The sequence below is a fragment of the Acinetobacter celticus genome, from assembly GCF_001707755.1.
Lineage (GTDB): Bacteria > Pseudomonadota > Gammaproteobacteria > Pseudomonadales > Moraxellaceae > Acinetobacter > Acinetobacter celticus.
The window spans coordinates 87,738-107,940 of the sequence record NZ_MBDL01000009.1; the positions used below are offsets into that span (position 1 = coordinate 87,738).

A 20,203-nucleotide genomic window follows, 5' to 3' on the forward strand; every position below is an offset into this window, starting at 1 on the left:
CTTTTCACCTCCACTTTATCCTAGCATATTGAAATTAAAATAAAATTCTTATAAAAAACACTTAATTCTGACCAGTAAAATTGGTTTTTATAACAGCCATTTAAAGCATGTTTATGTATAGCTTAGTTTCCCGATATGAGGCATAATCCCCTTCAACGTAGCGGTGTCTCATGATTGAGACCGATTTTCCATGTCTAAAAAAATCGTTTGCAATCATGCGCCACTATAATCGCTATCCCATATTTAATTAGGGAATGGGACTCTTCACCGAGGTTGTAAAATGAGACAAACGATTTTAGCTGTATTGTCTTTATCTGCGATGGCTGCGCTCTTAACTGGGTGTGGCGGTGATATGGTACTTCTAAACTCAAAAGGTCCAGTAGCACAAGGTCAATCAGATCTTATGATGACTGCGATCTATTTAATGCTTCTAGTGGTGATTCCATCAGCACTTATGGCAGTTTGGTTTAGCTGGAAATATCGCGCATCGAATAAAGATGCAGACTATAAACCTACATGGGCACACTCAACTGCAATTGAAGTTGTAGTATGGGGTGTTCCTGTAATTATTATTGGTATTTTAGCGTGGTTAACTTGGTGGGGTTCCCACAAGTATGACCCATACCGCCCAGTTGATTCAGATAAAGCTCCTTTAACTGTTCAAGTTATTGCTGAACAATTCAAATGGATCTTCATCTACCCAGAACAGGACATTGCGACTGTTAACGAATTACGCTTCCCAGAACAAACTCCGGTTAGCCTTCGTTTAACGTCTAACTTTACAATGAACTCGTTCTTTATCCCTGCATTGTCTGGTCAGATTTATGCAATGGCGGGTATGCAAACTCACCTGAATTTCTTAGCAAATGAAACTAGCCCAGCCGAAGGCTACCGTGGTTTCTCTGCGAACTATTCAGGCTATGGCTTCTCACAAATGCGCTTCCGTGCTCATTCTGTGACAGATGCTCAGTTTGCTGAATGGGTAAATGCAGTTAAAGCAGGTAAGGGTTCAACTATTAACCCTAACGCAGTTCAAAAAGCTGTTTTAGACCAAGCTGAATTTGCAACCTTACGTGACGGTAACCGTGGTAAGCACCAAATCGAAGCATTAGTGGCAAAAGCAACGACTCCAGAAGAAAAGGCTGCTGCTGAAGCAATGAAGCCTTATCCGACTAAGCCACACCCAGTGACTTATTATTCTTCAGTAGAACCTAAATTGTTCGAATCTGTGATTCACAAATACATGAGTAACTACCACGGTGCTGATCACTCAGCTACAGGTACGCACGAAGCAGCTGCTTCTGAAACTCATGCAAATGCTGGTCATTCGACTGCTTCTGTAGGGGAATAAGACATGAGCTTATTAGGTAAGTTAGGTCCAGATGCAATACCACACGATCCAATCGTGTTAGCAACTGTTGTAATGATGATCCTAGGCGGTATCGCAGTTTTTGCGGGTATCACCTACTTCAAAAAATGGAACTACCTGTGGACTGAATGGTTCACATCTGTAGACCATAAAAAAATTGGTATCATGTATATCTTCGTGTCAATTGTCATGCTTGTGCGTGGCTTTGCCGATGCAATCATGATGCGTCTTCAGCTGTTCCTTGCAAAAGGTGGCGGCGAAGGCTACTTGCACCCAGAACACTATGACCAGATCTTCACCGCGCATGGCGTGATTATGATCTTCTTCGTAGCAATGGGTCTTGTTGTTGGTTTAATGAACATTGCTGTACCACTTCAAATTGGTGCACGTGACGTAGCATTCCCACTATTAAACTCTTTAAGCTTCTGGTTGTTCGCAGGTGCTGCGGGTCTAATGATGGCTTCGCTTGCAATTGGTGAGTTCGCTGCAACAGGTTGGATGGCTTACCCTCCACTGTCAGGCATTGAATACTCTCCAGGCGTAGGTGTAGATTACTACATTTGGGCACTTCAAATTTCTGGTCTAGGTACACTTTTAACTGGTGTTAACTTCTTTGTTACCATCATTAAAATGCGTGCGCCTGGCATGAAACTTATGGACATGCCTATTTTCACTTGGACAGCGCTTTGTACTGTAGTACTTATTATTGCGGCGTTCCCAGTGTTAACTGCAACCATTGCAATGCTTACACTTGACCGTTACTTCGGTTTCCACTTCTTTACAAATGACTTGGGTGGTAGCCCAATGTTGTATGTAAACTTGATTTGGACTTGGGGTCACCCAGAAGTATACATCTTAGTATTACCAGCTTTTGGTATTTACTCTGAAGTTGTATCTACTTTCTCTCGCAAATCATTGTTTGGTTATAAATCAATGGTGTATGCGACTATCGCGATCACAGTATTGTCATTCGTGGTATGGGTTCACCACTTCTTTACAATGGGTGCTGGTGCCAACGTTAACGCGTTCTTCGGTATCATGACCATGGTCATTGCGATTCCTACTGGTGTGAAAATCTTCTCTTGGTTATTCACCATGTATAAGGGCCGCATTACCTTTACAACACCTATGCTTTGGACACTTGGCTTCCTTGTGACTTTCGGTATTGGTGGTTTAACGGGTGTGTTAATGGCAGTTCCACCAGCGGACTTCTTGGTACACAACTCATTATTCCTAATTGCTCACTTCCATAACGTAATTATTGGTGGTGTAGTATTTGCAATGTTCGCAGGTATCATTTTCTACTGGCCAAAAATGTTTGGTTGGAAGCTGAATGAAGCTTGGGGTAAAGCAGCGTTCTGGTTCTGGTTCTTCGGTTTCTATTTTGCATTCATGCCACTTTATATCCTTGGTTTCATGGGTATGACACGTCGTTTGAATACATATGACAACCCTGAGTGGGACCCGTACTTAGCAATCGCACTTTTCGGTTCTGTTCTTGTTGCTATCGGTATCTTCTGTTTTGTTATGCAAATTGTTGTCGGTTTCCTTCAACGCAATGACAACTTAGACCTTACTGGCGACCCATGGGATGGCCGTGTACTTGAATGGTCTACTTCGTCTCCTGCTCCGTTCTATAACTTTGCTTATCTTCCTAAGGTCAATGGTATTGATACTTTCTGGACTGACAAAGAGAATGGTATTGCATACGCGAAACCAACCAAGTATGAAGACATTCACATGCCAACCAACCGTGCGGCAGGCTTTGTAATTGCAATGTTTATTACAGTTATGGGCTTTGCTTTAATCTGGCACATTTGGTGGTTAATCGTGATCACTTTCATTGCTTCTATCATCAGCTTCATCGTTTCTTCTTTCACAAAGAAAGTGGACTACTATGTTCCTGCTGCTGAAGTTGAACGCATTGAAAATGAACGTTACGCGATTCTTGAAAAACACTTGAAGAAGGACTAAGACAATGGCTGAAGTACTTCATCACGATAACCACGGCCATGATGAACATCATCATCACGATGATACTGACATCACAGTCTTTGGTTTCTGGACTTACTTGATGAGTGACTTGGTTCTGTTCGGGACACTCTTCATTGCGTTCGCTGTTTTAAGCAGTCATATTCCAATGGGCACACCTAGTGCGAAAGACTTGTTTGGCGACTCTTTAGGTTTCGTCTTAACTGAGACTTTTGCCCTACTTATCTCATCGGTAACATTCGGCTTTGCAGTTCTTGCAGCATACAAAAAAGATGTTGCTAAAGTATTAACTTGGTTAGCCATTACTTGGGTATTTGGCGCGGCCTTCATTAGCATGGAAATTTATGAGTTCAATCATTTAGTTCATGCTGGCCACGGCCCAACTACAAGTGCGTTCTTATCTGCGTTCTTTACCTTGGTAGGTACGCACGGTATTCACGTAACTTCAGGTTTGGTATGGATGCTGGTATTGATGTATCAAATCAAGAAAAATGGTTTGACACTTGCAAATACTCGTCGTCTTGCTTGCCTAAGCTTGTTCTGGCACTTCCTTGACATCGTTTGGATCTGTGTATTCAGCGTAGTTTACTTAATGGGAGTACTATAATGAGTCATGATCATAATTCTGCTGGTGCAGCTCACGGTAATACTAAACAGTACACCATTGGCTTTATCCTTTCAGTTATCCTCACAATCATTCCTTTTGGTATGGTGATGGCTGGCGGATTTGGCCGTGGTTTGTTAGTTACTGTTATTGCAATTACAGCAGTCGCTCAGATTCTAGTGCAGTTAATTTATTTCCTGCATATGAACTCATCTTCAGAACAACGTTGGAACGTTATTGCATTCGTGTATACGATTCTAACTGTTGCTATTCTGCTGGTTGGTTCTGTATGGATCATGAACTACTTGCACTACAACATGATGATCTAAACGGATCATCATGCTGAAAAAGTATTTATTCCTGACTAAGCCAGGAATTCTCTTTGGTAACTTTGTTACCACTCTGGGCGGCTTCTTTTTAGCCGCTCAGGGGTCTGTAGATTTCCTCCTCCTTTTCATTACCCTACTAGGTACAACATTAGTTGTTGCCTCTGGTTGCGTCGTCAATAACGTCATTGATCAAGATATTGATCAAAAGATGGAACGGACGATGAATCGCGCATTGGTCAAAAAAACAATCAGCCCTTCCATTGCACTAGTTTTTTCAGCCGCACTTGGAGTTTTAGGTTTCGCCCTGCTGTGGTTTTTTGTCAATGCCTACGCCTTTGGCTTTGCTGTACTTGGTTTTGTTGTTTATGTCATTTTTTATAGTCTTTGGAGCAAACGCACCTCTATTCATCAAACGGTGATTGGTAGCATTTCTGGCGCAAGCCCTCCTGTTATTGGCTATACCGCAGTTTCAAATGAATTTGACGTTGCTGCACTGCTACTTTTTTTAGCATATGCACTTTGGCAAATGCCTCATTCATGGGGAATTGCTGTATATCGTTTTAATGACTATAAAAATGCAGGCATTCCCATTTTGCCTGTTGCGCGTTCAATTTTCCGCACGAAAGTTGAAAGCCTGATTTATGTTGTATTGTTTGCTGCTGTGCTTAATGGTTTGTATTGTTTTGGCTATACCAATATGTTCTTTTTAATCACCTTTAATGCCTTATCCGCATATTGGGTGTATTTATCAATTATTGGATTTAAAGCTGAAAATGATCAAGTTTGGGCTAAAGGCTATTTCTTATATTCGGTTATTTTAATTACCGCATTAAGTTTCAGCTTTAGTTTTAGCTACATATCACCTGCACCGCACTTACCGTTGTTCTAAAAAAAGGATAGAGTTTTCTCTATCCTTTTTTTATTTATCTCATTTACCATTATTTTAAAATCTGCGCTACTTTAGCTTTCATTGCTCCCCCAAAACCACAACACGTTTCAATATCTCCGTTCATTTCTATATAAAACTCAGCAACGACACTCTACTGTTGAAATTTTTCATTTGCCTCAGGCTATAAAACCTTACCTCACCCATAAAAAAACTTTTGTAAATGATTCATCTGCGAAAGCCCGATAACATTCTATGCTTTATTTTTTACTCACTTGTGGCTGACCATATTGATCTGCCATTACTTCGACCAATTGATCTAGACGAATATATTTTTTAATGACTTGATCAATATCTGCTTTGGTCAACGTTGCAATCGCTTGATCACGTTTTTCACGCTCCAGTAAAGTACGGCCTTTTTCTAACTGCGGAATCAACATACTGTGAATACGGCGATCATCTTCTAATGCAGTCAGGCGTTTTTTCAACATTGTGGCTTTCGCAGCTTCTAGCTCTTGTTCCGTAATGCCTTTATTCAACATTTCTTGCAATACTTTATGTACAGCCTGAGAAACCTGTGCAGACTTTCCAGCCGTGTAATTGGCACTAATTAATAAAGCGCCCGATTCATTCCAATCACTAAAATTAACGTCTGCACCAAAACCATAAACCAGTGCATTTTTCTCACGTAACTCCTGCGCCAAACGTGAAGATAGCTGTGAGTCTCCTAAAATATGACGAAATACTTGTAAGGCAGGCATATCTGGATTGTCTGTTCCCACAGGCATGGTCAATAAAGCCTGATAACTACCAAACTCACGCTGTTCAGACAATGCATGTACTTTCTGAGCCTTATACGCAGTGTATTCATCCGTTAAGCGCTCATAAGGTTGTGTCGACTCCCAATTGGCAAACTCAGCATTTAAGCGCTTTTTGATGCGTTTAACATCGAACTCTCCAGTAATCGCGATGTTGGCATGATTGGTTTTAAAAAATTGTTGATACAGTTGTTGCACCTGTTCACGCGTGGCTTCCTGATACTGTTTTTTCACCAATTCAGGTTCAAAATGATAACGCAAGTCCCCCGGTTGATAGATTTCAATCAAACGGGCCATGGTAAGTGCAGCGACTGTACTCGGCTCTGTATATGGGCGATCTAAACTTGACAGACTTTGTGATTGAATTAAATCAAACTGAGTTTGTTCAAATAATGGTGTCTTAATAGCATCTAAAAAATATCGAAAGAAATCTTCAAATTTTTCTTTTTTAGCTGAAATTTGCAAACTAAAGCTATTTCCGCTCGCACTTACACTCGCAAAACCACCTGATTCAATAATTTTATCCGCAATCTGCTGCAAACTTTTATCTTTAGAAGCTCGGAACAATAAATATGCCGTTAAATCTAAAGTCACATCTTTATTCTTTAATAATTCGGCTGTACCAAAATCTAAGGAAATAGAAGCATAGGTTTTATCGTCGCGAGTATTGGTTGGAAATAACGCATATTGAATGCCATTTTTTAATTTACCACGCTGAATTTGCTTTTCTTTCTGTAGTAAATACGTTTTAGATTCTTGTACATACTGTTTTACTTCAGCCTGATAAGCACTGACATCTTTCAATGGCTCTTCCGTTGTCGCCTGCTGATCAAGAGTTTTTAGAGGCTCAACCTTTTGTTGCTCTAAGGCTTTTTTCTGCGCTTCGGGTGTTGGTAAAATATTACCCGTTAAACGATGTTCTGGGCGTAAAAATGCTTTATAAGCGGTATTCACATCTACAGGTTTTAACTTATAGACCTCGTCTAAATCTTTAAAATACTGTCCCCAATTTCCCTGATGTGCAACATAATAGTCACTCAGTCTTGAACCCAAAGCAGTTGCATTATTTTTAATGTTATCGGCCTGATTGCGCGTCATACTTTTTATACGGTTTAACTCTGTTTCATTAAAATCTTTAGTCTGCTCTACACCGTGATTTAATGCTGTTTGTACTTGTGTAGCATTATGGTTTGGCGCATAAACTGCCCCCATAAATACCAAATTAAAGTCGCGGTCTAACCATGTACTTGACTGAACAGCCGTCGCTAAGCCAGATTCCACAATGCTTTGATATAAATGACCACTGGGCTGTAAAGTAAATAATGCAGGTGACATTGACAGCGCAGGTACCAATGAGTGATCTGCACCATTTAAGTAAATATTAAACTTGGCTAAATCGCTGCCTTTTTGCACTGTAAATTCACGCTGTTTAATTTTAGCTCCATCGAGCTTAGGCACCACAATTGGGGTTGGCACTGGACGTGATGCAATTGAGCTAAACTGAGCATCAATTTGTTTTAATACCGTTGCTTTATCAAATTTACCCGAAAGTACCATGACCGCATTATTCGGTGCATACCATGTCCGATAAAATTGATTCAGCTCTTTCATACTAATCGATTGAAGTTCATTTAAATCGCCAATGGGTAAACGCCCCAAATACTGATTCCCATAGGCACTTTTGAAAATTTGATCCATCATGACCGCAAATGGCTGATCTAAACGTACTTCACGCTCACGTTTTACAATGGCAATTTCAGAAGGAACGTATTTTTCTTGTAGTACCAACTTATCCATACGTTCAGCTTCTAAATGAATCACTTCATTTAGCGCATTTTGTTCTGGGCGCACAACATTGGTATATTTAGTTGAATAATAATCTGTACTGGCATTGGTCATTAAGGTGTATTGATCTAGTCTGCGCTGAAATTCATCACCCTGAATATTTTGCGTACCTTTAAAGGCTAAATGTTCTAATAAATGTGCTAAACCACCTTTGCCTTGTGGATCGTTCAATGAACCTGTCAAATAAACAGTATTCATAAAAACTTTATCTTCCTTGTTATTCTGCGCAAGAATGATGCGAAAGCCATTATCTAGTTTATATTCTTCAATATTTTGTTCTGTTTTAATCAATATGGGCTGAGCTAAAATTGTGCCACTAAAACCAAGAAAAAAAAGCGAAAGTGTCAGTTGTTTAAAGCGCATAAACGTCTAATTCCCAGTCAGAAAATGTAAATTTTTTGTCATGTTTATATTAAAGAGATGATTCTCACTACACAGTATGTTTTAAAAAATCTGCCAGACCATAGACCAGCAAATTTTAATCAACAACAGTCCAACAAATTCTAAATTAATCTATCTTAATAGATGTTGTTATTCTGCATCTAAATAAATTTCGGCTTGCATATACAATTTTGCATAACCTGAGATTTCGATCCGTTCATTTCCCAACATCACACAATACAACTCACCACCTCGTCTAGAGGCCTGATAAGCCGTTAATGTATCTTTGCCCAATTTATCCGCCCAAATTGGCACAATAGCAGTATGGATTGAGCCTGTAACAGGGTCTTCATCAATCCCATTGGCCGGTGCAAAATAACGCGATACACAGTCATATTGTTGCCCTGTGGCAGTAATAGCCACATCTTTTGCATTCAATTGCTCAGATGCTGTAATTGCTGTACGCAATTTTCCCAACTGTTTAAGTAATGCCAAATTGGGTTGTTCATCCAATACATCTTGTACCGTTTCATATTCCACAATATAAGCTTGTGCGTTTAAATACACCTGCCTAAAAGGCTTACTCAATGCTCGCTTAAGCAATTCAGGATATTCTGTAACGACCTCTGCACGACGAATGGGAAAGTTCATTTGAATCTTGCCATCTTCTTCTTGATGAATAATAAAGATACCTAAATCTTTGACATGAAATTGAATTTTTTTAGCGACGGTAAAATCTTTAAATAACACATAACTGCTGGCCAATGTGGCATGGCCACAGAAATCTACTTCTGTCGTTGGGGTAAACCAACGAATTTCATAATTTTCATGATCATCTTTCACAGCACTGGTTTTTACAAAAGCGGTTTCTGCCAAATTATTTTCCATGGCAATATTTTGCATCACAGCGTCATCTAACCATTGATCCAATACAATAACCGCCGCAGGGTTCCCTTTAAAAAGTTCTGTGCTAAAGGCATCAACCTGATACATTTTCATCTGTGGTATTCCAAGTTTACTATTTGATTTTCAATATTTATTATCTTACAAAAGAAAAGCCAATACGAATACACTGGCTTTTCTTTTGTGATTTTTCTTTCAATGAATGCGCACAATATATAAATTAGCTATGCTTTAAATCGACATCATCTTGATTAAAAATACTCTTATTCGTTTGCCCCAAAATTTGACTGGTAACTGTCCCTGCCGTCATTGAACCATTCACATTTAATGCGGTACGCCCCATATCAATTAAAGGTTCAATTGAAATGAGCAAAGCCACCAAAGTCACAGGCAAACCCATAATAGGTAAAACAATTAGAGCTGCAAATGTTGCCCCACCACCCACACCTGCTACACCAATTGAACTTAAAGTCACCACACACAATAAAGTCAAAATCCAAAGCGGGTCTAAGGGATTAATGCCCACCGTTGGCGCAACCATGACTGCTAACATTGCAGGATATAACCCCGCGCAACCATTTTGACCAATGGTTGTACCAAATGATGCAGAAAAACCAGCAATAGATTCAGGTATACCCAGACGACGAGTCTGAGCTTCAATATTCAATGGAATACTGGCCGCACTCGAACGGCTTGTAAATGCAAAAGCCAAAACAGGCATAACTTTTTTAAAAAATCGAATAGGATTGATACCGGTCATCGCCAAAATAGTAGCATGCACAGCAAACATAATTGCCAAGCCAAGATAAGAGGCAATTAAAAATCCGCCCAAATTTAAAATATCAGCAAGTTTTGAACTGGCCACAACTTTAGTAATAAGTGCAAATACACCATAAGGGGTCAGCAACATAACCAGACGCACCAATTTCATGACCCAAGCCTGTAAGGTTTCAATGGCTATTAAAACCCGCTGTCCTTTTGGTGCATCATCCTGAATCAGTTTTATTCCCGCTATTCCCAACAGTACCGCAAAAATCACCACACTAATAATTGAAGTCGGATGTGCGCCTGTTAATTCAGCAAAAGGATTGCTTGGAATAAAAGAAAGAATTAAATCAGGTACATTTAAATCGGTTACTTTACCGACATAATCAGCATTTAACTGCGCTAAACGCTCTGTTTCTTGTGAACCTTGTACCAACCCCACAGCTGTTAAACCAAAAAAATTGGTAACAACAACGCCAACAAAAGCTGCAATAAAAGTGGTAATTAACAATGTACCAATACTGTAAAAGCTAATTTTACCCAATGAACTGGCATCATGCAGTTTAATCACCGCCCCTAAAATAGAAATAAAGACCAAAGGCATGACCACCATTTGAAGCAGTTTAACGTACCCATTTCCCACCACATTAAACCACCGAATAGATTCTGCTAGGACTTCAGGTGACGTCCCATAAACAGCATGTAAACCCAGCCCAAAAACCACCCCAAGTCCCAAGCCTGCAAATACTTTCTTAGAGAGACTCCAATGTGTTTTTTGTGTTTGCGCAAGCAATACTAATAGCCCAATAAAAACAATAATATTGAGCATTACTGGCGTATTCATATTCATTCCTTCCATTACATCTTTATATTATACCCCTGCGCTACGGCGCTATCTTATGATTATTTTGTAATGACCCAGATGACATATTCAATAGATTAACTTTTATGCGATGACCCATTTTATTCAATTCATAATCCAGAGTATGTTTTAGATAACCCTGAGTTTTAAATATGCTAAAACCCCTTTAACTTATTGAATTAGAAAAACGACCGATCCTGTGATTCACCTCAACTCATTTCCATGCTACTTTTGAATGAATTCTCCATAAATATAAAGTGTATCTAATGTCTTTTAAAATTCACTGTATAGATGTCAAAAATGCGTTGCAAAATTATATTTGGATACTCGAACATGAAGCATCCAAAGAAATAATAGCCGTCGACCCAACAGAAGCAAATTTAGTTGAGCAGTTTTGCAATACGCATGATTTAAAATTGGCACAAATTTGGCTGACGCATTGGCATAAAGACCATATTGGTGGTGTACCTGAATTAATCAAAAACCGTAATATTCCTGTATATGGCCCACGTGAAGAACTCAGTAAAATTCCCTTTATCACCCATGCTCTTGAACATGAAAATCAGTTCAAATTTCATGGATTAAACATCGATATCATTGCTGTTCCAGGACATACTCTGGGCCATATTGTGTATCTCATAGATGCTTTAGACGTTTTATTTTGTGGCGATACATTATTTGCAATGGGCTGTGGCCGTGTGTTTGAAGGTACATATCAACAAATGTATCACGCGCTTACGCGACTTGCAGCTCTACCCGCACGCACCCAAGTGTATTGCACCCATGAATATACCTTAGCCAATGCACAATTTGCGCGACACGTCGAACCTGACAATCTTGCCATTCAAAATCGCTTCGATGTGATTGAAGCAAAACGCATGCTTGGTCAATGTACATTACCCAGTACCATCGAATTAGAATTAGAAACCAACCCATTTATTCGGGCCGAAAGCGTGGAAGAGTTTCAACGCTTGCGAGAGCTTAAGGATAATTTCTAAGCAATCACTCCAAATAGGCTGTGAAATACGTATATATTCCCACCAATACAATAATCTTATAAGCGTTTTTCTCAGCCATCATTTTTAAAATCTATGCTTCTGTTCTTTTTATATCCAGATTTATATTAATTACTCACAAATCATTACACTACAAAAATATTAAATAAAATCAAAATCTTGATATTTAAAACCTCGATTCAAACTCCTATTTATGCACAATTTATCATCATAAAATAATTAATTTAATAAAAATAGAAATTTGCCCTTTAAAAGTTATTTAAACACCCCTATCTAATATTTAACAATGAATAAGGAGTTCGCTCGTGAAAAAAGTGGTTAAAGCAAAAAATCTGATTGCCTTTCGTCTATGGTTGGAAAAACTAGGTTATAACGTTCGTACCTTGGCGGACAATCGAGGGTTCTCTTTTAGTTTCAAAAAAGAATACGGTCTTGTTACCTATGAACTTGCAGGTAATGCTTTAGCCATACAATTGGGTGAAGAATTTGAGGATCACTTAAAAGCTTAAAATTTCCCAACTTTTTAATCGAGAAAAATGGATTTTTCAAAATATAGCCCTCAAATTAAATGAGGGCTTTTTATTATTCAAATTATTACTAAATTTTAGGCAATAAAAAAGCAAGGTCATTTACCTTGCTTCAATATAATGGTGGGGACGGAGAGACTCGAACTCTCACACCTTGCGGCGCTGGAACCTAAATCCAGTGCGTCTACCAATTTCGCCACGTCCCCATTTTGGGTGCCAATAAACATTGGACTTTCAACAACTCAATTCAACTTAAGATGAATTTTTTACAATAAAAAAGCAAGGCCAACTACCTTGCTCTAATATGATGGTGGGGACGGAGAGACTCGAACTCTCACACCTTGCGGCGCTGGAACCTAAATCCAGTGCGTCTACCAATTTCGCCACGTCCCCATCATTGGGTACTAACATAAAGTTAGACTTTGTAAAACTTGGCAGAGGATCAAGGACTCGAACCTTGACGAACGGTTTTGGAGACCGTCATGCTACCATTACACCAATCCTCTATTGCACATTCCTTAAACCTGTTTAAGATCTAAGTGGTGGGGACGGAGAGACTCGAACTCTCACACCTCGCGGCGCTGGAACCTAAATCCAGTGCGTCTACCAATTTCGCCACGTCCCCAATGGCTGTGTATATTATAGAGATCATTTAGACATGACAAGCCCTTTTTATAAAATTACTTCTTGTTTGATTAAATAAAAAACAAAAAAACTTTTTTTGCTTTTTTCTTAAACAATTTCAGTTATTAAGCATGTTTTTATTGGGTCAAAACTATCAACTCGTTGGCTTTTTTGCTTGGCAAGTAGCATTTGCAATAACGGTTTAAAACATAAAAAATGCTGAGGAAGATCAATATTTAAACGTTGGCAATGTAAATAAGCCCAATCTTCATAACTCTGTGCCTGTAAACGCTGCCCTGTTAACCATTCCAACAGCACAATACCGAATGCATAAATATCACTTTGTATGCTTTTAGCTTGACCTTGAAATAATTCTGGCGCCATATAACGTGGTGTGGCATTCATTGTGGTCAAAGAAGAAGTATTGAGTGCTAAGGTCTGTTCAAAATCAATCAGTCTCACCCGCCCTTCATACACCACAAAATGTTCTTTCTTAATATCTGCATGTAACCAACCTAATCGAGTCAGTTCATCGAACATTTCCACTATCTGTAGCAATAACCATTTGATCTGGCCCACCCCCAGTTCTTCAGGTATCTGATCGAATGCTGGAGAAGCATCTGGTAAAAGCAACCCTTGCGATTCACATGCATCGAATAACTGATGCTTTAGTTTTTTGACTGGCACAATTTGAAAGGGCAATAAAAAATGAGCCCCCAAAGAATGTAGCAAGGCATACATGCCTAATTCATGTTGAAATCCTAATATTGCGTGTTTAGAGTATGCTCCTACTCTCTGCTGGGTTTTAAGCCAAAACAATAAAGATGGTTCTGCATCTAAGGGTTGCGTTTGAATTTGATACAGTCGACGACCAAAGATGAAGCTTCTGGCCTTGGTTTTAAGAATAAAGTCTGCCGATTGCAATACTTGTTCATTCAACAACAATGAATTCTGCATGCTTTTTTTCTAGAGCATTTTGGTAATGCAATAATTCCAAACAATGTAAAATGGTTTTACCTACACGCGCCTGCGTTTCAATCATTGAAATTTTAGGCCACGTCGCACGCTCACCTTCGCGTTGTAAGATTTTAAATAAATACGGTCGGGGGTTTTGTAACATATAGCTGTAATGACGCAAACTGTGTTTTCCGACAATATTCACATCACCATAATAACGCTGATCGACCACGCCATAACCATGATCTAATAAACGACGTATCGGCGGGACATTTCCAACACGCTCACGGGCAAAATCCATTACCCCTTTTGCCACCACTTTGCCTTGTCTACGAATAATTCGTTCAGGCCAACTCAGCATATCTTTACGAAAACGTGAAATATCATTTTGCATAAAGGGCACAATATGCGGATTCACCTGACTAGCAATTGAATAGTTAATATTGTACAAACGCGCCATTTTTTGTTGCGGGAAGTCACTGCGTACACTGCCATCAACCCAACTTGTCGATGCCATATACGGTGTATATTGTCCATCATAACGCTTGCTGGTGAGCTTCACGGGTGGAAACAACACAGGAACTGCACAAGAAGCCAATACCGCGCTCCACACCAATAAGTCTGGCGAAGTATACGCATTCATAATACGGGCATCTTGTGAAGCATCGTATGGTGCTACAGCAATATTAATATCTAAGCCCGACTCCTTTTTTGCTTCTGCAAAGGTCAAATTACCCAAATTTTCTTTTAAGAAATTTTTTAAATATTTAACATCAGCCAAACCACCATTCCCTTTGAGCAAGTCGCTGATTTTCCTGAAGTGAAAGGCTTCGCTATAAAAGTTCTGCCCTTTCAAAATTTCCATAAATGCAGAAGGTTTAGATACGCCTAACATTGCAGTCATTAGCGCGCCTGCGCTCGAACCAGACAGCACTTTAGGCATTAAGTCTTGTTCCATCAGCGCTTTGCATACCCCTGTATGAAATAAACCTAATGTAGACCCACCTGAAAACATCATGGCAGGCTGACCAAATGCTTTTTGAGATTGCTCAAAAAAACTGATTTTCTCTGACAAAGTAAGGCATTCACACTCTTTTGAAGCAATAAATGCCAAACTTTCGCTGACTTCTGCAACATAGTCTTCAATAATTTTTTTAGTGCCGACATAAGCCACAGAAAACAGCAATGGATGTGCAATATTTGCAATATCGTAAGTTAACCCTTCACTTAAAATATACATTAAATCACGGGTGCGCTTTTGCATTCTGTAACGCTTCAACAAGGCTGAGCGATGTACAATAATTTCAGAATCAAAATATGGTGAATGATTGTCTAACTTCCATTCCTGTGCCCCAGACTCTTCATCTATTTTAAGGGCAACACTTTTCCATTCTTCATAGTTTTCAGCAGTTTCTAACTGTCGTTTTAATTTTTTTATGCGGTACGCTTGATGCGGATTTACATCTCGTGAAAAATCTTTAAATAGCATATCCATTCCTCAGCGCGAGCTTTTTATTTATTACATTTCTTTAAAACTAAAACTGTTGCGAAATTTGATTCGTGATTCAATAGCAATGACAGCGTTAAGTTGGCACAATCTACCGAAATACTATACATTGTTGCTGTAAAATTACATCTATTCATCGATTAATCACAAGCTGAATTTTCATGACCAACATTGATTTACCAGACAATATTTTAAAATCGCTTTCTACAGTACTTTTGCAATTACAGCAAACTTTACCAGAAATACGACAAATACCCGATTTTTCAAGTAGCGCCTATAAATGGCAAGACAAACAATTAAAACCCATTCATCAACCTAAAAAAATGTTTTTGGATAATTTAAAGGGCATTGAAAGACAAAAAGAAAAAGTCATTCAAAATACGCTCCAGTTTTTAAACGGATTCCCTGCCAATGACGTTCTACTTACAGGTTCTCGTGGTACAGGAAAGTCATCGATTGTTCGCGCATTATTGACAGCCTATGAAGCACAAGGGCTTCGTCTAATTGAAATTGAACGAGATGACTTATCTGACCTACCCGAAATTCAAAAGATTATTGCCAATCGCCCTGAAAAATTCATTGTGTATTGTGATGATTTAGCATTTAACGCTGAAGATGAAAACTATCGTAGTTTAAAAAGTGTGTTGGATGGTTCATTACAATCGGGTTCAAGTAATTTTATTATTTATGCCACCAGCAACCGTCGTCATTTATTGCCTGAATTCATGCATGAAAATACGCCCGTCACTAGAGTCGATGTTCCACAATATACAGAATTACACCCACAAGAGGCCATTGAGGAAAAAATCTCTCTGTCAGATCGTTTTGGTTTGTGGTTGTCATTTTATCCAATGGATCAAAAATTATATCTGGAAATTGTAGAGCATTATTTGGCAAAAGCAGAGATGCCCTTTACCGAGGAAACTCGTGCTGAAGCCTTAAGATGGTGTCAATTACGGGGCCAACGTTCTGGACGAGCAGCTTACCAATTTTCTAAACATTGGATTGGGTCAACCCAGCTTGCTTCTAATTAGGAAAAGTCTCAGTTTTGATCATCCATTGATTTATGAATGCTATACGCTTTAAATCAATGGACATCTTCTTGCCTCTACCTTGCGTTGCCTAATTTATTTTACATCCCCCTATTTCTTTAAAAATGACCTTATTGTATAGAACAGATAAGCAACTATTGTGATCAGCTTTTGGATTTTGACATATCAAAGGTCGACAAAATGCTTCAAACTCTGTGCAACCTCTTTCTTATAGTCATGTATATTTTTCATTATTTAGAGAGGATTCACCCATTTTAAGGACTCACCGATGACCGACACCGAACTCAATTCACTTTCAGTTGAAACCGATGCAAAACTATTTTCACGCAGTTTTGACTTTTCACTCGACTTTGAAAAAATCAACTTTAGAAAACGTCCAAAATTGTACCGTATTGGCCGTGGTGAAGAAGGTGTATTATTGGTTGAACCGTACAAGTCTGAAATTCTACCGTTTTGGGCGTTTGAAGATGTAGCTCAAGCGACCGAAAGCAGCGATAAAATTTTCGCCTTATTTTTAGAATATTTGGAAAATAACGATTTTGTTGGCGCAGACATGGCACGCAAATTCTTGTTGATGGGTTATACCCGTGCGCGTCGTTATGCCAATCATAAAAAAGGTTCGATTAAAACTGGCCGCAAAAGCAAAGGCGCAACCCCTAAAGTAAAAGCCGCAGTTGACGTAGCGAACCCAACTGAAAAACCACAACGTAGCCCTGAAGATTTAGCCAAAGTTGCGGTTGCTAAAATCTTTAAAGAAAAAAGCGATCAAGCTAAAGCCAATGAAAAATACGTTGAGTTGAAAGAAAAGTTCAATGAAATGATCCGTAAAGATTAATCATTTCATTTCTGAATAAGGCGCAATATTTCTTAAAATATTGCGCCTTATTTTTTGATAAAAATAACTAAATATAGGTATAGCTCATTTCTGATATAAGAAATACTCTCAGAAATCCAATAATGAAATATTAGAAGAGTTATGAATGTTGATCAAAAAATACTTAAAATAAAATTACTCTGGCTTTGTTAGCTCAGTCATCGGCCAACGCGGTGTCGTCGTTACTGACAGCCCATCACATTGCCCTGATTTTAAGCGCTGATAACCCGCAAAAGCAATCATAGCGCCATTGTCTGTACACAACGCAGGTTCTGCATAAAATACAGTTGCTCGAATTTTCATTAGATCCGCTTCCAAACGTTCACGTAAACGACTGTTAGCGCTGACGCCACCTGCGATCACCAAACGCTTTAAACCTGTTTGCTTTAAGGCTTTCACCGATTTTTTAACCAGTGTATCGACCAATGCTTCTTGGAAAGAGGCAGCAATATCTGCTTCACGGCCTTCGCCTTCCACTTTTTTTAACTGCACCGATACCGCTGTTTTCAGACCACTAAAAGAAAAGTCTAAACCTTGGTGCAACATTGGACGTGGAAATGCAAAGGCATTCATATCTCCATCCACAGCCAATTTTGAAATATTAGGCCCACCTGGATAAGGCAACCCCATCATTTTAGCGACTTTATCAAAAGCTTCACCCGCCGCATCATCAATAGACTCACCTAATAACTCATACTGACCAATACCATAGGCTGCCATGAGTTGCGTGTGACCACCTGAAACCAACAAGGCAACGAATGGAAATTCTGGAGGTGTTTCAGACAATAAAGGTGCCAACATATGCCCTTCCATATGATGCACACCAATTGCAGGTTTATTCAATGCAAAGGCTAAAGTCCGACCAAACAGTGCACCCGTCATAAGTGCCCCCATTAAACCCGGCCCACGCGTATATGCAATGGCATCAATCTCTGATTTTTTCACGCCACTGTCTGCCAGTAATTGCGTCATGAGTGGCACCAATTTACGCACATGATCACGTGACGCCAGCTCTGGTACAACTCCGCCATATTCTGCATGCAATTTAATTTGGCTATACAGCACTTGTCCGCGCAAGCCTAGTTCACTGTCATACAGCGCTAATCCGGTTTCATCACAAGATGTTTCTAAGCCTAAAACGATCATTAAACTGCCTATAACCTGTATCAAATCTATTGCAAAGCCCATTATAGACTTGTGGTATGAGATGTAAATGAGTAAAATACTGACCTTCACTTGTGATCCAAGGCAATTCAGCCTAGATCTTATCCATAACTTAATGAGGATTCTTCATGCCACAAGTTAAATTGAAAGAAGGCGAACCAGTAGACGTAGCTATCCGTCGTTTCAAACGTTCATGCGAAAAAGCGGGCGTTTTAGCTGACGTTCGTAAGCGCGAATTCTATGAAAAACCAACTCAAGAACGTAAGCGCAAAAAAGCTGCTGCTGTTAAACGCTACCAAAAGAAATTGGCGCGTGAATCAGTACGTACTACTCGCCTTTACTAAGATTAATTTGTGATTAACTGCCTGGATAACTAAATGACTACTTTAAAAAACCAAATAACTGACGTTTTAAAAGCAACAATGCGTGCTAAAGAAATGGGTAAGTTAACGGTAATACGTGGTCTTCAGGCAGCAATTAAGCAAATCGAAGTCGATGATCGCGTTGAACTTGACGACGCTCAAGTTCTTGCGGTTATTGAAAAGCAAATAAAACAACGTAAAGAATCGATTAAAGCCTTTCTAGGCGCTAGTCGAGATGATTTAGCTAGTAAAGAGCAAGCCGAACTTGAGATTTTATCTCAATTTCTACCAGAAGCTATGACTGAGGAAGAGCTTGATTCTATCATTGCGCAGACTATCTCTGCGCAAGAAGCTACTAGCATGAAAGATATGGGTAAGGTGATGAACTCTCTGCGTCCGCTCATAGCCGGGCGCGCCGATCCTTCACAAGTTTCCGCTAAAATTAAAGCAAAACTTTCTTAACCCTCATCACACTTCTTTGACGTTGAACTGCCTTTCACTACGAAGACAGTTCATCTGCAAGTCTATTTATTAGATCTTTTTACACCCCATACTTCTAATTAAAATCACACTGTACATTATAATTTTTCAATATTTGCATTTCCTTCGACGACAACATCTGCGCTACCACATCCTTTTTGGTCAGATTGACATATTTTTTATCTAAATATGCACGATTCGCATCAGCAGCTTGATATAGATCATCCGCATGCTTCGCCAAAATCCCACAAAACGTCTTTTGCTGTTCTGCATTAAAGCCCCGTTGCATCGGGTCTAAAGTATTAAAAAAATTCCGAGTATCTTGCTGATAACGATCATTAATTTTACTGACCGCCAATACATATTGTTCCGCACTGGCCGCGTGTACAGCCTGCAACCCCAAACCTGTCATAAAAAAAGCAACTATCATTTTTTTCATTTAATAAGTCTTTCAAATTAAATTATCAAGTGAATACATTGTAGCACTGAGCATTTTCAGGCTACAGATTAAAGAAGATTGAAACCAATAAAATTGGGGAAATATTCCTGATAAGCCAACTCTTTGGGTGCAGGCAATTTACCTTGTGTAACTGTACCCAATCTTAAACGCAAAATATGAGGTAAATCTAAACGATATGAATAAATTGGACTACCGCATTGACCACAAAATACGCGCGCTTTGTTTTCTGTATGAAAATATTCTTTTAATGCATCCGAACCCTGCAATATTTTAAATTTTGTTCGATCAATCGGACTATTCCAACCAAACAAGGCGCCTTGCGCAAGCTTGCAATGCGGACAACAACATAAAATACTTTCCTCAATATCTGCCAAATAATGATATTGAATCCTTCCACATAAGCACTGACCTTGTATCATCCCCCCC

The 20,203-nt window shown here is 39.2% G+C and carries 19 protein-coding genes and 4 tRNA genes; 11 read left to right on the top strand and 12 right to left on the bottom strand.

The window, feature by feature from the left end:
• Positions 1-280 precede the first annotated feature (280 nt).
• From cyoA to cyoE, 5 genes are read left to right on the top strand one after another with little or no spacing between them, the layout of a single operon-like run.
• Positions 281-1,351 carry a ubiquinol oxidase subunit II gene (cyoA, locus tag BBP83_RS07165; RefSeq protein WP_068886957.1) on the top strand — a complete coding sequence of 357 codons (1,071 nt, stop codon included), beginning with the start codon at positions 281-283 and terminating at the stop codon, positions 1,349-1,351.
• A gap of 3 nt (positions 1,352-1,354) precedes the next feature.
• Positions 1,355-3,343, top strand: coding sequence for a cytochrome o ubiquinol oxidase subunit I (gene cyoB / locus BBP83_RS07170; protein WP_068886959.1), 1,989 nt, complete (start codon positions 1,355-1,357; stop codon positions 3,341-3,343).
• A 4-nt stretch (positions 3,344-3,347) separates the two neighbouring features.
• Entirely contained in the window at positions 3,348-3,968 is a 621-nt protein-coding gene (gene cyoC, locus BBP83_RS07175) for a cytochrome o ubiquinol oxidase subunit III (RefSeq protein WP_068886961.1), read from the top strand.
• A complete protein-coding gene (locus BBP83_RS07180; RefSeq protein WP_171258069.1) occupies positions 3,965-4,294 on the top strand; it encodes a cytochrome o ubiquinol oxidase subunit IV in 330 nt (109 codons plus the stop codon). The genes cyoC and BBP83_RS07180 overlap by 4 nt, the downstream gene beginning before the upstream one ends.
• Positions 4,295-4,304: 10 nt before the next feature.
• Positions 4,305-5,183 (top strand): heme o synthase, encoded by an 879-nt coding sequence (gene cyoE / locus BBP83_RS07185; RefSeq protein ID WP_068886964.1) that lies wholly within the window; start codon positions 4,305-4,307, stop codon positions 5,181-5,183.
• A 257-nt stretch (positions 5,184-5,440) separates the two neighbouring features.
• On the opposite strand, the gene BBP83_RS07190 is transcribed toward cyoE, so the two are convergent.
• The 3 genes from BBP83_RS07190 to BBP83_RS07200 all read right to left on the bottom strand — a co-directional run bounded on the left by BBP83_RS07190 (position 5,441) and on the right by BBP83_RS07200 (position 10,736).
• Positions 5,441-8,206 carry a M16 family metallopeptidase gene (locus tag BBP83_RS07190; RefSeq protein ID WP_068886965.1) on the bottom strand — a complete coding sequence of 922 codons (2,766 nt, stop codon included), beginning with the start codon at positions 8,204-8,206 and terminating at the stop codon, positions 5,441-5,443.
• Positions 8,207-8,374: 168 nt separating this feature from the next.
• Positions 8,375-9,223 carry a PhzF family phenazine biosynthesis protein gene (locus tag BBP83_RS07195; protein WP_068886966.1) on the bottom strand — a complete coding sequence of 283 codons (849 nt, stop codon included), beginning with the start codon at positions 9,221-9,223 and terminating at the stop codon, positions 8,375-8,377.
• 124 nt (positions 9,224-9,347) lie between these two features.
• Complete coding sequence (locus BBP83_RS07200) at positions 9,348-10,736, bottom strand: L-cystine transporter (RefSeq protein ID WP_068886967.1); 1,389 nt, start codon at positions 10,734-10,736, stop codon at positions 9,348-9,350.
• Positions 10,737-11,020: 284 nt separating this feature from the next.
• Between BBP83_RS07200 and gloB the strand changes: the two genes are divergently transcribed.
• A complete protein-coding gene (gene gloB / locus BBP83_RS07205; RefSeq protein ID WP_068886968.1) occupies positions 11,021-11,752 on the top strand; it encodes a hydroxyacylglutathione hydrolase in 732 nt (243 codons plus the stop codon).
• A gap of 323 nt (positions 11,753-12,075) precedes the next feature.
• Entirely contained in the window at positions 12,076-12,279 is a 204-nt protein-coding gene (locus BBP83_RS07210; protein WP_068886969.1) for a hypothetical protein, read from the top strand.
• Positions 12,280-12,418: 139 nt separating this feature from the next.
• Here BBP83_RS07210 and BBP83_RS07215 read toward each other — a convergent pair.
• The 6 genes from BBP83_RS07215 to BBP83_RS07240 all read right to left on the bottom strand — a co-directional run bounded on the left by BBP83_RS07215 (position 12,419) and on the right by BBP83_RS07240 (position 15,367).
• Positions 12,419-12,503, bottom strand: a tRNA-Leu gene (locus BBP83_RS07215).
• A 102-nt stretch (positions 12,504-12,605) separates the two neighbouring features.
• A tRNA-Leu gene (locus BBP83_RS07220) sits at positions 12,606-12,690 on the bottom strand.
• Positions 12,691-12,729: 39 nt separating this feature from the next.
• Positions 12,730-12,803 (bottom strand) — tRNA-Trp (locus BBP83_RS07225).
• 34 nt (positions 12,804-12,837) lie between these two features.
• Positions 12,838-12,922, bottom strand: a tRNA-Leu gene (locus tag BBP83_RS07230).
• 107 nt (positions 12,923-13,029) lie between these two features.
• Positions 13,030-13,878, bottom strand: coding sequence for a protein kinase domain-containing protein (locus BBP83_RS07235; RefSeq protein ID WP_068886970.1), 849 nt, complete (start codon positions 13,876-13,878; stop codon positions 13,030-13,032).
• Positions 13,853-15,367, bottom strand: a complete 1,515-nt coding sequence (locus BBP83_RS07240; protein WP_068886971.1) for a DUF3336 domain-containing protein — start codon at positions 15,365-15,367, stop codon at positions 13,853-13,855. Before BBP83_RS07240 ends, BBP83_RS07235 begins: the two co-directional genes overlap by 26 nt.
• 179 nt (positions 15,368-15,546) lie before the next feature.
• On the opposite strand from BBP83_RS07240, the gene BBP83_RS07245 reads away from it, so the two are divergent.
• Both BBP83_RS07245 and BBP83_RS07250 read left to right on the top strand, forming a co-directional pair.
• Positions 15,547-16,419: an ATP-binding protein gene (locus BBP83_RS07245; RefSeq protein WP_068886972.1), complete on the top strand. Its 873-nt coding sequence runs from the start codon at positions 15,547-15,549 to the stop codon at positions 16,417-16,419.
• Between the two features lie 286 nt (positions 16,420-16,705).
• Complete coding sequence (locus BBP83_RS07250) at positions 16,706-17,272, top strand: DUF4385 domain-containing protein (protein WP_068886973.1); 567 nt, start codon at positions 16,706-16,708, stop codon at positions 17,270-17,272.
• A 174-nt stretch (positions 17,273-17,446) separates the two neighbouring features.
• Here the strand turns inward: BBP83_RS07250 and tsaD are convergent, their stop codons facing one another.
• On the bottom strand, positions 17,447-18,457 hold the full coding sequence (gene tsaD, locus BBP83_RS07255; RefSeq protein WP_068886974.1) for a tRNA (adenosine(37)-N6)-threonylcarbamoyltransferase complex transferase subunit TsaD: 1,011 nt from the start codon (positions 18,455-18,457) through the stop codon (positions 17,447-17,449).
• Positions 18,458-18,603: 146 nt separating this feature from the next.
• Between tsaD and rpsU the strand changes: the two genes are divergently transcribed.
• Together rpsU and BBP83_RS07265 are read left to right on the top strand one after the other, a co-directional pair.
• Complete coding sequence (gene rpsU, locus BBP83_RS07260; RefSeq protein WP_001136722.1) at positions 18,604-18,819, top strand: 30S ribosomal protein S21; 216 nt, start codon at positions 18,604-18,606, stop codon at positions 18,817-18,819.
• A 33-nt stretch (positions 18,820-18,852) separates the two neighbouring features.
• A complete protein-coding gene (locus BBP83_RS07265) occupies positions 18,853-19,299 on the top strand; it encodes a GatB/YqeY domain-containing protein (protein WP_068886975.1) in 447 nt (148 codons plus the stop codon).
• A 94-nt stretch (positions 19,300-19,393) separates the two neighbouring features.
• Here the strand turns inward: BBP83_RS07265 and BBP83_RS07270 are convergent, their stop codons facing one another.
• On the bottom strand, positions 19,394-19,756 hold the full coding sequence (locus tag BBP83_RS07270; RefSeq protein WP_068886977.1) for a hypothetical protein: 363 nt from the start codon (positions 19,754-19,756) through the stop codon (positions 19,394-19,396).
• 68 nt (positions 19,757-19,824) lie between these two features.
• Positions 19,825-20,196: a GFA family protein gene (locus tag BBP83_RS07275; protein WP_068886979.1), complete on the bottom strand. Its 372-nt coding sequence runs from the start codon at positions 20,194-20,196 to the stop codon at positions 19,825-19,827.
• Positions 20,197-20,203: the final 7 nt, after the last annotated feature.